The organism is Corallococcus sp. AS-1-6 (genome assembly GCF_020037015.1).
GTDB lineage: Bacteria > Myxococcota > Myxococcia > Myxococcales > Myxococcaceae > Corallococcus.
The window spans coordinates 15,579-28,683 of sequence record NZ_JAIQDE010000053.1 but is presented as its reverse complement, the minus strand read 5'-3'; the positions used below and the strand labels follow the sequence as shown (position 1 = coordinate 28,683).

Genomic DNA, 13,105 nt, shown 5'->3' with positions numbered 1-13,105 from the left:
CGCGCGCAAGGGGTCCAGCGACATGCCCACCGCGAGCGTCAGCCGGTCCAGCGCACCGAAGCCCGCGCCGTCCTCCAGCAAGGACAGACAGTCCCTCGAAGCCTCATGCGCCCGGCACCACCGCCCGTACCCGTCCCGCAGCAGGAACCCGAACCCCAGGTCCAACTGCGCCCCCTTCTTCGCGACCGCGCGCACCACCTTCGGCGCCCGCACCGTCAGTGGCACCTGCAGCACCAGCCGCGTCAGCGCTTCCTCGAACTCCCGAGCACTGACCGGCACCCGCCGGTCCCACGTGGCCGGCGCGTACGTCCGCGTCCCCTGCTCCGTGCGCAGCCGCACCGTGGGTCCGCTGGCGCAGCCCACCCAGAACACCAGCAGCATCAGCCAACAGCCAGCCCGTCCCCACGGCGTTTTGCTCAAACCCTGCCTCCACTCCAACCCGGAGGCCACTCCGGAGCAGCGCCACAGAAGCCTGGTAGGAAGCTCAGGCACTGACGGAGTCCTCACAAGGGGCGCAGTAGACCGGCGGCATCGAGAACCTGGTGCACCTCCGTGGCCAGCCGGACGTGCTCCGGGTTCGTCACCGTGAAGCGTTCCTCCGTAAGGATCACCAGGGTCCCAAGGTCCTCCACGGGTTCGACGCGCACAGGGGCAGGGAGCGGCGGAACCTCTCCCCATTGCCGGGAGAAGTAGGTCATCCAGCCCACGAAGGTGCCCACGTCCCCTGACGAGGAAGGCGACACCTCGTCCCGGTACTGCCGGGATGCAACGACGCCCCAGGCTGGCTCCCAACAGCGCACCACGGCACGGAGCACCTCGCGCAGGATGGGTGTGGTCAGTACGCGTTCGGCCACTTCACCGCGAGAAGGAGGATCGACGACACAGACCGAAGTCGGCACAGCGTCCGCGGAGCCGCAGAAGCCATTGACAGAGGTTGTTTCATCCGGGTTCGGGCCCGTCCACAACCAGTAGCTGAAGCCATCACCCACACGGTTCTTCTTCCGGGCGAACAGCTCCAAGAAGGACTCCTGGTGGGTCAGGAACTGGCGTGCCTGGGCTTTCTTGAAGGTCCGCCCGGTCTCGTGCCACTGGCGCCACGTCGGTTCGAGGTGGCCCAGGCTCTCAAACAACCTTCCCGCTCTACTGGCACAAGATGCGTCGGACTCGTGCCGCGCCAACCAGTAAGCCCCGACGTAGTACGTGTCCGGCATTTGATCCGCGGTGTTCATCGAGTGGGACGGAGGTAACGCACTTCCACCTTAATGCGTTGGTCCTTGAAGAGGGCACGCAATGCGTCCGCGAATTTCTCCTCGGCAACCACCCATCGAACAGGTGTACCGCCCGCCGCACGCAACTGCCGTTTCGCCTGCTCCAGCAGGGGCGTAACACCCTCGAAGAACTTCTTCGGATGGAGGTCCTTTCCGAAGAACTGCTCGTAGCCATGGCCCTTGGCGTCCAGCAGAACGTTCTCATCCAGGTCATAGCCGTCGAAGTCGACCTCCTCGTCCCCTCGCTTGACCCGATACGCGGAGCCCTTCGGGGCTCCCGTCACCTGAGCCTGATAGTCGCGGGCGCGGTCGGACATCGATTCATTCACCTGCACCCACTTGCCCGGGCCTCCTGGGCTATTCGGAGGAGGCGGGCCCATCGTGGCCATGGCCAGCGCCGTGGACGCGAGCGTCACCTCCACCACGCCGTCCACCACCGCCACCGCGCTCACGTCCAGCACGCGTGCCGGGTTGAAGCCCGCCTGTGTCGAGCCCAGCCGCACCGCGTCCGGGAAGCGCGGCATCCCCGCGAGCGCGGATGACAGTCCCATCGTCACGCCGTGACTCACCAGCACCGTCACCGCGAGCACGAAGACGCGCGCCACCTCTGGCCCCAGTGCTTGCGCGAAGACCTCCGCCGCCTCCTCCAGCTCCTGGAACGTCCGGGCCCGGTCCGTCGCTTCCTTCAGCGCACCGCACGCGCGCACCACCGCGAGGAACGACTGCACGCCCACGTACGCCAGGAACACAGCGGCAATCACCGCCGCGGCCTTGGTGAACACGGGCTCCGGTGCCGCCGCCAGCACCACCCAGGACGCAATCGCTCCCGAGACCACGGACACGAAGAACTCCGGGTTCAGCGTGTCCCGCAGCGCGGCCCCAGTGCTCGCGCGCAAGGGGTCCAGCGACATGCCCACCGCGAGCGTCAGCCGGTCCAGCGCACCGAAGCCCGCGCCGTCCTCCAACAAGGACAGACAGTCCCTCGAAGCCTCATGCGCCCGGCACCACCGTCCGTACCCGTCCCGCAGCAGGAACCCGAACCCCAGGTCCAACTGCGCCCCCTTCTTCGCCACCGCGCGCACCACCTTCTGCGCCCGCACCGTCAGTGGCACCTCCAGCACCAGCCGCGTCAGCGCCTCCTCGAACTCCCGAGCGCTGACCGGCACCCTCCGGTCCCACGTGGCCGGCGCGTACGTCCGCGTCCCCTGCTCCGTGCGCAGCCGCACCGAGGGTCCGCTGGCGCAGCCCGCCCAGAACACCAGCAGCATCAGCCAGCAGCCAGCGCGTCCCCACGGTTTCGTGCCCAAGTAGCGTCTCCACCCAAGACGTGTCATCTAAATGTCCCCCGGTCCCCGGAGCACGGATGACGTCGATATCGGATGAGACCCACCAGCGCATCACCGACCTCTGCGCCCAGGGAGACACGGCCGCGGGACAAGGCGACTTCGAGCAGGCCCTGAAACACTTCACGGCCGCCCTCGCCCTGATCCCCGACCCCACCCGCGAGCATCAGCAGAACACCTGGGTGCGCGCCGCCATCGGCGACATGTACTTCCAGCTCGAACGCTTCGAGGATTGCCGCGAGCACTTCCGCGAAGCCGTCCACTCCCCCGGGGGGCTCGGCAATCCCTTCGTCCACCTGCGGCTCGGCCAGTGCGCCCTGGAGCTGGGCGACGAAGCCCGCGCCGCCGACGAGCTCGCCCGCGCCTTCATGGGCGGAGGCGAGGAGCTCTTCGAAGGCGACGACGCGAAGTACCTGGAGTTCATCCAGTCCCGCCTGCTCCCGCCCCAGGACGCCTGAGGGTTCCGGGGACCCGAGCGCCGGACTCCCCGCTCGACCTGGCGCCTCACGCACACGGGGCATGCACACCCTGAGGCGTGAACCCGCTCCCGCGAGGAGGCGCCCATGACACGCCAGCAGCCGAGCACCGTCCGTCCCTTCTTCCCGGAGGGCTTCCGCGAAGGCGACGAGGACGTCAACGGCACGCGGATCCACTTCGTCATCGGCGGCAAGGGCAGCCCCGTCCTGCTGCTGCACGGCTACACGCAGACGCACCTCATGTGGTGGCGCCTGGCGCCGGAGCTCGCGAAGCAGCACACCGTGCTCATCCCGGACCTGCGAGGCGCGGGGGCCTCCGCCGCCCCCGCGCGGGGCTATGACAAGGAGACGATGGCCCGCGACATGCGCGCGCTGGTGAAGCAGCTCGGCTTCGACAAGGTCTCCGTCGTGGGCCACGACATCGGGCTGATGGTCGCCTACGCCTACGCCGCCCTGTTCCCCGACGAGGTCGAACGCCTGGCCCTCCTGGACGCGTTCCTGCCGGGCATCGAGCCCTGGTCCGACCAGGTCATGAGCAGCCGCGACGTGTGGCACTTCACCTTCAACGGCGCCACCGCGGAGAAGCTGGTGCAGGGGCGCGAGCGCATCTACCTCGACCACTTCTGGACCGACTTCGCCGCCAACCCCAAGGCCGTGGGCGAAGCGGAACGGCAGGCGTACACGGAGGCCTACGCGGCCCCGGGCCGGCTCCACTCGACGTGGAGCTACTTCCAGGCCTTCGACCAGGACAAGAAGGCCTTCCGGGAGCTCGCCCGGAACAAGCTCCCCATGCCCGTGATGGTCATCGGCGGTGACAAGTCCCTGGGCGAACCGCTCGTCGCGCAGGCGCGCGCGGTGGCGAAGCAGGTCGAGCCCCACATCCTCCGGGACACCGGCCACTGGGTGACCGACGAGCGTCCCGAGGAGGTCCGCGAGCTGCTCGGAGGCTTCCTCCGGGCGTGACGCCGGGCCTTCAGGCCCCGAAGCCGCCCAGCGCCGTGCGGCTGAAGCTGGCCGCGCCCTGGCTGACGCGCACGGCGGACTGGCTGAACACCTGGAACGCGGCGCGGATCTCCTGGGCGCTCTGTCCGGGCGTCAGGATCCACCGGTCCGCGATGCCCATCTCCTGGAACACGCGCCGGAAGTCCGTCACCCCATCGTCGATGCCCATCGCCGCGACGATGTGGTTCTCCACCCGGTGCAGGTCCTTCACCAGCGCCGCCACGTCCTTCGCCCGCGCCTTCCGCGAGCCCGCATCCGCGCCGTCCGTGATGAGCAGCGTCACCGTGCGCACCGGCACCCCGTTGCCGCTGAACTCCTGCGCCTTCGCCAGCACCGTGCCCAGCAGCACCACCGCCTGGTCGTACAGCGGCGTCCCCTGGTCCGCCGAGTAGTTCTTGCTGTGCATCCGCACCACGTCCTCCAGCGGCCGGAACGGGTTGAGCACGTGTCCATTCAGGTAGCGCGTGTGGAACAGCACGCCGTCCTTCTGCTGGCTCGCCAGCAGCGCGTCCAGCACCAGGTTGTGCCCGTCACACACCGTCTTCGTGTGCCCCGCGTGCGAGATGCTCCCGGAGTCATCCGGCATCACCGTCACCAGCACCACCTCGCTCGCCTGCACGTCGTCCACGTGGATGCCCAGGCCCGCTTGAATCTGTGCCCCCAGGTCCACCACCGTGAGCGTCTGCAGCCCCGCGGGGCTCAGGATGCCCTCCGCGTGCGCGTCCTCGAAGAGCTTCGTGACACCCGTCCCGTTCGCCTTGCTCATGTCCGTGTCTCCCTTCGTGTGAGTGCCAATGCCAGACGTCACGCCAGGTGCAGGTCCGGCCAGCTCGCCAGCGGGTCCGTGGACTTCACCAGGTGCATGCCCGCGTCCGCGAAGCGCTTGAGCGCCGCGTCCGCCTGCGGCGTGAAGTCCGCCGCGAAGCCGCCCTTGCCGTCCGGCACCGTCACCGACGACATGCAGTCCGTCAGCAGGTACACCTTGCGAGCCAGCGCCGCGTCCTGCGCGACGATCTCCCCCAGCAGGTCATCGATGCTGCTCTTCACGCAGTGGCTGGCCGCCTGCCCGCCAATCACCACCGCGTCCGACGTGAGCAGCGTCTTCAGGAACTGCGTGTTGCGCTGCGCGAGCGGCTGGCCGTCATGCCGCATCAGCACCTCCGGCCGCAGCACCGAGTAGTTCTCCGTCAGCGGGTTGCCGCCCTTCACCTCCGCCCACGACTGCACGCCGCGCGCGTACGAGTGGAACAGCCGCGCCTCCTGCACCACGCCCGACAGCGCGTGCCCGTCGCTGCCCAGCAGGCAGTGCGGCGGCCACAGGTAGAGCGTGTACTTCCCCGCGCGCTCCAATTCCTCGCAGTAGAACTTCACCTGCTTGAGCAGCCACGGGTAGTTGCCGCCGCACAGCCACTTCGCCACCGCGGGGTTCGGCCGCGCCTGGCCGCGTTCAATCTGCTCGCGAGTCACCTCGCGGTACGGCTGGAGCGGCTGGTCGTCCTGGTCCACCCAGAACGACGGGAAGAAGATTTGATAGGCGAAGTGCGTGTCCAGCGTCGCGGTGACGTTCGTCAGCGTGCCCAGGTTCCGGTAGATGAACTCCGCGATGCGGCGGTTGTCGTCGATGGCGCCCCGCCCGCTGCGCCCCGCCACGTACAGCGAGCCATCCGGGAAGCAGAAGTCCTTCTGCACGTCGATGAGCAGCAGGTGCAGGTTGAAGCGGTCCGTGGCCGCCGCCGTCACGCCCTGCGCCGCCTTCCATGCCCCGGCGTCACGCTGGAGCTTCCCGGCGTTCGGGCCGTAGCCGTACTCCGCCGCGTGGTTGGAATCGTAGAACCCGGGCAGCGGCAGCTCCTTCACGGTCGTCTTCTTCATGTCCAGCCCCCTGTGTGTGTTTCACGTCATCCGCAGCACGGTGAGGTCCTGGGCCCCCACCACCGTCAATCCCTCTCGCGACAGCAGGAGCTCGCGGCCCGCGTCCACGAACGGCTCCGCGTCCGGGAACTCGCGCACCGACACCAACCGCCCCTGCTGGAGCTCCACGCGCGTCAGCCCCGCGTCCGTGGCGCAGAAGAGCGCGCCCCCCACGGCGCACTTTCCCCGAAGCGTCCCCAGCCACGAGCCGCCCCCCGCGTCGGCCCGGGCGCTCGCGCGCACCGCTCCGTCCGAGCCCAGCAGCACCGCGTGGTGCACCGTGCGCCCGCGCGCCTCCTCCGCGAGCAGCAGCCACACCGAGTCCCCGTCGAACACCGCCTCCGCGTCCAGCAACTGCCCTGACGGCCACGGCAGGGCGAGCCCGTCCCGCAGGCCCTTGCGCTCCACGTTGAACAGGAAGGCGCCCCGCAGCCCCGCCGCGCGGTGGAACCCCAGGCCGAACCGGGGTCCCACGAACAGCCGCGTCTGTCCCTGCAGGACGTCGCCCCACCGCTCGGCCCCGTACACGCCGTCGCGCCACAGCCCGCCGCCCGCCGCCCAGAACCGGTGTCTGGCATTGGCCGCGAACACCGGCCGGTGGTCGCAGTCATCCACGCCCAGGAACTCCGGCTCGCGGCCCGGCGTGAACACCGTCACGCGCCCCCGCTGGCCCAGCAGCGTCACGTCCCCCTGCACCGCCCAGCGCAGCGCGGGGTCCAGCGCGCCGCGCATCACCGTGCGCCCGTCCTCGCGCCGGTACGCGCCGTCCGCGTGGTAGACGAAGCGCACCGCTCCGTCCTCCGCGCTCGCGTGCACCATCACGCCGCGGGTCGTGAACGTCCGCTTCGCCGTCACCTGCCCGCGCACCGCCGACACCGGCGTGGCCGCCACCGCCGCGTGCGGCTGACACGTGGGACACGCGGCCCGCGCGTGCTCCAGGCCACACGACGCGCACAACGTGAAGCGAAGTCCCTCCAGCACCGGCAGCGGGAACGCGCCGCGCCGGTCCTCCACGAACACCTGGTGGAACAGGTGCAGCACGTCATCCGGCAGCGAGGCCCGGGGCAGCGCGGGCTTGGGGTACTGCACGTCCGGGTGGAACACGGTGACGCGCTGGAGCATCCGTCCCACCGCGTTCAGCCGCGCCGCCTGCGCCTTCGGCTTGTGGATGCCCCCCTGCGGCCCCACGCACAGGAGCGACTGCATCACGGTGACGGCGAAGGCATACCAGTCGCTCTCCACCGTCGCCGGGCGTGCGGGCGTCAGCGCCTGCGCGCCCGGGTCCAACCGCAGCGGGTCCAGGAACTTCTCCGTGAACACCGGGCACAGGAAGGGACCGAACTGGAAGCTGTCCGCGTCGATGAAGTACGCGTCCGTGCCCACCGTCAGCACGTTCAGGTCGTTGAAGTCCCCCACCACCACCCCGGCCGAGTGCACTGCCGCCAGCACCCGGTGCAGCCCCGCCAGCACCGTCACCGCGTCCGAGGCCTTCCCTCCCGCGCGACGGAACGCGGGCTCGCTCCACCGGCGCAGCGGCTCCACGCCGTCCAGCTTGCGCATCGCATAGCCCAGGACGTCCGCGCCCTTCTTGTCCGTGGCCAGCGCCTGCGGTGTCACCACCCGCGCGGGAAGCCCCGAGGGAAACGCGCGCAGCTTGCGCTGGTGCTCCACGAGCCGGGCCTTCGCCGCGGCCTGCTCGGGCAACAGGCCCAGGTAGTCCGGGTGCTCGGGCTGCTTGAAGACCTTGAGCGCGCGGCCATCGCCCAGGTCATACACATCCGCCTCGCCGCCCTTGCCCAGCGCCCGCTGGGGATCCAACCGGACCCTCCTGCCCTCCAGCCAGACGTCCATGGCCTCACGCCCTCCCCATCCGGCGGCGCAGCACCACCAGCGTGGTGTCGTCCGTCAGAAGGCCCGGCGTGCGCAGCAGCCGCCGCTCCGCGAAGTCCGCGCGCACCGCTTCACGGTTGAGCTGCGCCAGCCGCCGTCGCACCGCGTCCGGGTTCGTGAAGTACCGGTCCTCCGTCCAGAAGCGTGACAGCGGGCCCACCGCTTCATCGCGCTCCGGCAGCCGCGCCTGTGAGAGGCCCAGCAGGTCCCCCACCCCGTCCGTGCCCACCAGCAGCGCGTGCACGTCCTCGGTGGGCACCAGCGCCCGGCGCTCCAGCCGCACGTCCTCGCCGCGCAGCAGCGCATACGCGAGATACGGCGGCGCGTTGCCCGGGAACGGCCCCAGCGCGTGCACCTGGCCGTTGAGCATCCACACCCCATCCCCCGACGAGAAGACGAGCGTGTGCACCGGCGTCACCACCGCGCCCACCAGCGTGAAGAGCAGGTCCCCCAGCACGTCCCGCCCCAGCGCGGACGTCAGGCCCTCCATCAGCTCCAGCAGGTCCCCTCGCAGCCCCGGCAGGAAGTCCGCGCCATCCACCGCCTCACCGCGCGCCAGCCTCGCCTGCGCCGCCTGCGCCAGCCGCCGCACGCCCAACTGCGCCCCCAGCTCGCTGCACGGCTGGCTGCCGCACCCGTCCGCCACCACCACCACCAGCCCGTGCGCGCTCTCCCGGACGCAGGCGGCGTCCTGGTTGTTGCGCCCCGAGCGCGCGTGCTCCCGGCCCTGCACCGAACCCACCGCGACATCGAAGGGCAGCGTGGACATGGCTCTCCCGTGGCCCTCGAAGGGCACGCACGACGCAAGAACCTGCTGGTGAGCGAGCGGCCCCACGCCGCCCGGCTTCGTGTATCTACGACACAAACATAGTGTCTATATGACACGAAGTCAAGGCGACGAGGGACAATCTGTCAGCGGGCGCCGATGGGTGCGGACGGGAGGTGGGGGTGTTCAGAGCTCGAAGTTGAAGCCGGCCTTCTCGAGCTGTTTGTACTTCTTGTGGTCGAACCGGTAGAGGCGCGCGGCGCGGTGGGAGACGTCCTGCTCCACCTCGTCCAGCTCCTCCAGCAGGTCCATGGCCAGGATCTTCTTGCGGAAGTTGCGCTTGTCGAGCTCGCGCTCCAGCACCGTCTCATACAGCCGCTGGAGCTGCGACAGCGTGAACTTGGGCGGCAAGAGCTCGAACCCGATGGGCTGGTAGCGCACCTTGCCCTTGAGCCGTTGCAGCGCGGTGGCCAGCACGTCCGCGTGGTCGAACGCGAGCTTCGGCGTGTCCCAGACGGAAAACCACGCCGCCTCCCGCGCGTCGGTGGACGCCTGGAGGTGGTGCTGGGACAGCTTCACCAGCGCGAAGTACGCCACGGTGATGACGCGGCCCCGGGGGTCGCGGTCCGGAGCGCCGAACGTGTAGAGCTGCTCCAGGTGGCTGGTGCGCAAGCCCGCCTCCTCCTCCAGCTCGCGGCGCGCGGCGTCCTCCAGGGACTCGTCCATGCGCACGAAGCCGCCGGGCAGCGCCCACCGGCCCTGGTACGGCTCCACGCCGCGCTGGATGAGCAGCACCTTGAGGTCCTCTTCATCCAACCCGAAGACGACGCAGTCCACCGTCACCGCCGGGCGCGGGTACTCATAGGTGTGGCTCAATGGGAAACCCTCCGGCCGGCATCGTGTCCAGAGGACACGGTGCCGGCAAGGGGTGTTTCAGGGCGCCGCGCGCGGCAGCAGCTTGAAGGCCACCTGCCGCCCCTGGCCGCCCTTCACCGCCAGGTGGATCCACAGCACGGCCAGGTGCTCCAGCAGGCTCGCGTTGCGCAGCGGGCCACAGTCCACCGGCTGGAAGCCCGCCTGCTTCGCGATGGCGGCCACCGTGGCCTTCGCCTCCGCGTCGTCACCGGCCAACTGCACGTCCACCGCCGTGCCCGACAGCGCCGGGTCGCCGTGGAACTCCGCGCCGAAGGTGTTGAACGCCTTCACCCAGCGCGCTCCCGGGACCGCCTTCGCCAACGCCGCCGTGAGGGAGCCCTCGGGGACGGGCGTCACGGTGGGGCCGCTCGCGTCGAAGGCCACCGGGTTGTTGCAGTCCACGCCCACCTTGCCCGTCAGGTCCCCCGCCTCCCGGGCCGCGGCGACCGCGGCCGAGGCGGGCACCGCGAAGAACACCACGTCCGCCCAGGCCGACACCTCCTGCACGCTGCCCGCCTGCGCGCGGCCTCCGCACCGCTCCAGCAGGGCCGTCACGTCCGCGCCGGGCCGGACCCCGAAGCGCACCGGGAACCCGCTCCGGGCCAGCCGCGCGCCCAGGTTGCCACCCACGTTGCCCACGCCAATCACCGCGATCTTCACATCCGACATGTTCCGCCTCCCGCGTGTCCTTCAGTGTCCCAGGGCCTGGAGGACGAGCCGCGCCGTCTCCCGCCCCGAGTTCTGCTGCTGTCCGGTGATGAGCTGGCCATCGCGCACGGCGAACGGCTTCCAGGCCCCCGCGCGCACGAAGTTGGCGCCCCGCTCGCGCGCGACGTCCTCGATGCGGAAGGGCATCACCTTGCGCCCCACCAGTTGGTCGGCCGCGTCCTCCTCCACGTTGGCGAAGCCCGTCAGCGTCCGGCCCTCCAGGAGCGGCCGTCCATCCGACAGCGTCACGTCCAGCAGCGCCGCCGTGCCGTGGCAGAGCGCGGCGGTGACCTTGCCGGCCTCCAGGAAGCCGCGCAGCAGCGCCCGCAGCGCCAGGTCCTCGCGGAAGGTGAACATGGGGGCCTGACCGCCGCAGACGAGGATGGCGTCGAAGTCCTCCACCCGCACGTCGGACAGCTTGCGCGTCGTCTCCAGCAGGGCCGCGTGCCGGGGGCTGGAGAGGAAGCCCAGGCTGAGCACGTCGTGCGCGGAGTAGCCGCTGGGGTCGCGCGGGTCGCTCAGCGCGTCGGGCGTCACCCGGCCGCCCTGGGGACTGGCCAGCTCCACCGCGTAGCCGGCCTCCGTCAGCTCCATGTAGGGGTGCACCAACTCCGACGCCCAGAAGCCCACCGGTCCCCCCAGCGTGGTGGAGACGGCGGGGCTCGCCACGACCATCAACACCCGCTTCTGGGAGGACACCTTCGCCTGCGAACCTGGGGATTGCATCGTCGTCCGCTCCTGTCGCCAGCACCCCGGGCACCGCGCCGCGCGGCCTGGCGTGGACACCAAGATGGTGGGCCGGTGGGTTTCGCTCCAGTGAATCCCCTGCAAGGATATGTTTCGCGCCATGAAACTGGCGTCGGTGGACCTGAACCTGCTCGTGGCCCTGGAGGCGCTGCTGCGCGAGGGCAGCGTGACGAAGGCAGGGCTCAGCATGGGGCTGAGCACCCCGGCCATGAGCCACGCCCTGGCGCGGCTGCGCACGCAGTTGGATGACCCGCTGCTCGTGCGCGCCGGAAGGGGCATGGTGCTCACGCCGCGCGCGGTGGCGCTGCGGCCCCGGCTGCAGGCGCTGCTGACGGAGGTGGGGGGCGTGCTGTCCCCCGCGCGCACGTTCGAGCCCGCGCTGCTGGAGCGCACCTTCCGGATCCACGCCACGGACCACGTGCTGACGGTGCTGGGCACGGCGCTGGACGCGCGGGTGCGGCGCGAGGCCCCCGGGGTCACGCTCCAGTTCATGCCCAACTCCCCGGACGACGCCGGGATGCTGCGCGAGGGGAGCGTCGACCTGACGGTGGGCGTCTACGTGGAGCTGCCCCCGGAACTGAGGACGCGCAAGCTGTTCACCGACCGCTTCGTGTGCGTGGTGCGCAAGGACCACCCCACGGTGGGGCGCACGCTGACGCTGGAGCAGTTCCTCGCGCTGGAGCACCTGCAGGTGGCCCCGCGCGGCAAGCCCGGCGGCTACGTGGACACGATGCTCGCGGTGCGCAACCAGCGCCGGCGCGTCGCGCGCACGGTGCCGTACTTCCTCGCGGGGCTGCGGCTGGTGGAGGAGTCCGACTACGTGCTCACCATCTCCGAGCGGGTGGCGAAGGCGGTGGCGCCGTGGCTGAAGCTCAAGCTGCTGCCGCCGCCCCTGCCCCTGGAGCCCTACACCCTCACGCTGCTGTGGCATCCGAGTGAGGACTCAGACCCCGCGCACCGCTGGCTGCGCGGCGCGTTCGTCCAGGCCGCGCGCGCCGCCGCGCCGTGAGGGCGCTCGCGCGTCAGACGGCGACGAGCCGGCCCAGGCGGCGCCAGTCGACCAGGTTGACGTTCTCCTCCGCCAGGTCGAACTCCAGCGAGCGGCGCATGCCCAGCACGTCGCCGCCCATCTGGAAGGGCACCTCGCGGTCGAAGTCCATCCGCAGGCGCTCCACGAAGAAGTCGTGCATGCGCGGCATGGGGTGCTCGCCGCGCCACAGGCGGAACATGTTGCGCGTGGCCTCCAGCACGCCCGCGCCGTACACGCGCACGGACAGCCGGTGCGGCACCGCCTGCGCGAACGGGAACGCCTTGAAGCCGAAGCCCCACTCCGGCGTCGTCGCCGCGCCCGCCACGCCCGCGGGGCCCTGGTACAGGAGCTGCCCCTCGCCGCCGTTGGGCACCGGCCGCACCGCGCCCGACGCGTCGATGGTCAGCGCGGGCGCGCCCAGGTTGTAGACGGAGACGTTCGGGTTGCCCTCGCCGAACAGGTGGCGCGGCACCGTGCGCGTGAACATGGCGCCCAGGTAGCCGCGCAGCCCGGACTGCGCCTTCTTCAGCGGCCCGGCGGCGGCGAGCTGGTTCTTGAAGTCCTGGATCATCTCCGCGTCCCAGCCCGTGCCCGCGAAGGGCGCCACCCGGCCCTCCACCCGCACCAGCGAGAAGGGCCGCAGGGGCGGCAGGCGCTCGCCGTACGCGGCGATCTGCTTCAGCGCCACCTGGGGACGCGGCGCGCCCGTGACGCGGGCCCAGGCGTTGCCCGTGCCCAGCGGCAGCACGCCAATGGCCGGCAGGGCGACGCCCTGGGAGCGCAGCTCGTTGAGCAGGCCCGTGATGGTGCCGTCCCCTCCGCCCGCGAGCAGCAGGCTGGGCGGGTCGTGGCGGAGCTGGTCCACCCACTCCCGCGCTTCATCCAGGGAACGGGTGAGGGCCACCCGGGCCCGGGGGAGCAGGTCCTGGACGAGCCCGCCCATCCCTTCGGTCCCTTTACGCGCACGCAGATTGACGAGGACGGCGATGTTCATGGCGGGCGCGACTCTTCCCCAGTTCATGTCATGGCCCCGTCACGAAAAGCGCCCC

Annotated in this window: 13 protein-coding genes and 1 pseudogene; 3 read left to right on the top strand and 11 right to left on the bottom strand. The window is 70.8% G+C overall.

Translation table 11 applies throughout. From position 1 onward, the window contains the following. The 3 genes and pseudogenes from K8612_RS38165 to K8612_RS38155 form a co-directional block, all read right to left on the bottom strand. Nucleotides 1-381, bottom strand: a pseudogene (locus K8612_RS38165) (hypothetical protein); the annotation flags it as partial. Between the two features lie 122 nt (nucleotides 382-503). Further along, entirely contained in the window at nucleotides 504-1,211 is a 708-nt protein-coding gene (locus K8612_RS38160) for an immunity 52 family protein (protein ID WP_373692171.1), read from the bottom strand. Between the two features lie 14 nt (nucleotides 1,212-1,225). Further along, a complete protein-coding gene (locus K8612_RS38155; RefSeq protein WP_223765840.1) occupies nucleotides 1,226-2,575 on the bottom strand; it encodes a restriction endonuclease fold toxin 5 domain-containing protein in 1,350 nt (449 codons plus the stop codon). 56 nt (nucleotides 2,576-2,631) lie between these two features. On the opposite strand from K8612_RS38155, the gene K8612_RS38150 reads away from it, so the two are divergent. Beyond that, complete coding sequence (locus K8612_RS38150) at nucleotides 2,632-3,069, top strand: lipopolysaccharide assembly protein LapB (protein ID WP_223765839.1); 438 nt, start codon at nucleotides 2,632-2,634, stop codon at nucleotides 3,067-3,069. A 105-nt stretch (nucleotides 3,070-3,174) separates the two neighbouring features. Beyond that, nucleotides 3,175-4,050 (top strand): alpha/beta fold hydrolase, encoded by an 876-nt coding sequence (locus K8612_RS38145; protein WP_223765838.1) that lies wholly within the window; start codon nucleotides 3,175-3,177, stop codon nucleotides 4,048-4,050. A 10-nt stretch (nucleotides 4,051-4,060) separates the two neighbouring features. On the opposite strand, the gene K8612_RS38140 is transcribed toward K8612_RS38145, so the two are convergent. The 7 genes from K8612_RS38140 to K8612_RS38110 form a co-directional block, all read right to left on the bottom strand. Beyond that, on the bottom strand, nucleotides 4,061-4,855 hold the full coding sequence (locus K8612_RS38140; protein WP_223744946.1) for a hypothetical protein: 795 nt from the start codon (nucleotides 4,853-4,855) through the stop codon (nucleotides 4,061-4,063). Nucleotides 4,856-4,893: 38 nt separating this feature from the next. Continuing rightward, nucleotides 4,894-5,961, bottom strand: a complete 1,068-nt coding sequence (locus K8612_RS38135; RefSeq protein ID WP_223744945.1) for a nicotinamidase — start codon at nucleotides 5,959-5,961, stop codon at nucleotides 4,894-4,896. A gap of 21 nt (nucleotides 5,962-5,982) precedes the next feature. Further along, complete coding sequence (locus tag K8612_RS38130; protein ID WP_223765837.1) at nucleotides 5,983-7,851, bottom strand: hypothetical protein; 1,869 nt, start codon at nucleotides 7,849-7,851, stop codon at nucleotides 5,983-5,985. 4 nt (nucleotides 7,852-7,855) lie between these two features. Then, complete coding sequence (locus K8612_RS38125; RefSeq protein WP_223765836.1) at nucleotides 7,856-8,659, bottom strand: protein phosphatase 2C domain-containing protein; 804 nt, start codon at nucleotides 8,657-8,659, stop codon at nucleotides 7,856-7,858. A 183-nt stretch (nucleotides 8,660-8,842) separates the two neighbouring features. Next, nucleotides 8,843-9,532, bottom strand: a complete 690-nt coding sequence (locus K8612_RS38120) for an NUDIX domain-containing protein (protein ID WP_223744942.1) — start codon at nucleotides 9,530-9,532, stop codon at nucleotides 8,843-8,845. Between the two features lie 57 nt (nucleotides 9,533-9,589). Further along, on the bottom strand, nucleotides 9,590-10,240 hold the full coding sequence (locus K8612_RS38115) for an NADPH-dependent F420 reductase (RefSeq protein ID WP_223765835.1): 651 nt from the start codon (nucleotides 10,238-10,240) through the stop codon (nucleotides 9,590-9,592). A gap of 21 nt (nucleotides 10,241-10,261) precedes the next feature. Continuing rightward, on the bottom strand, nucleotides 10,262-11,005 hold the full coding sequence (locus K8612_RS38110; RefSeq protein WP_223744940.1) for a type 1 glutamine amidotransferase domain-containing protein: 744 nt from the start codon (nucleotides 11,003-11,005) through the stop codon (nucleotides 10,262-10,264). A 121-nt stretch (nucleotides 11,006-11,126) separates the two neighbouring features. Between K8612_RS38110 and K8612_RS38105 the strand changes: the two genes are divergently transcribed. Continuing rightward, entirely contained in the window at nucleotides 11,127-12,035 is a 909-nt protein-coding gene (locus K8612_RS38105) for a LysR family transcriptional regulator (RefSeq protein WP_223765834.1), read from the top strand. Nucleotides 12,036-12,048: 13 nt separating this feature from the next. Here K8612_RS38105 and K8612_RS38100 read toward each other — a convergent pair whose 3' ends face one another. Then, a complete protein-coding gene (locus K8612_RS38100; protein ID WP_223744938.1) occupies nucleotides 12,049-13,050 on the bottom strand; it encodes a diacylglycerol kinase family protein in 1,002 nt (333 codons plus the stop codon). Nucleotides 13,051-13,105: the final 55 nt, after the last annotated feature.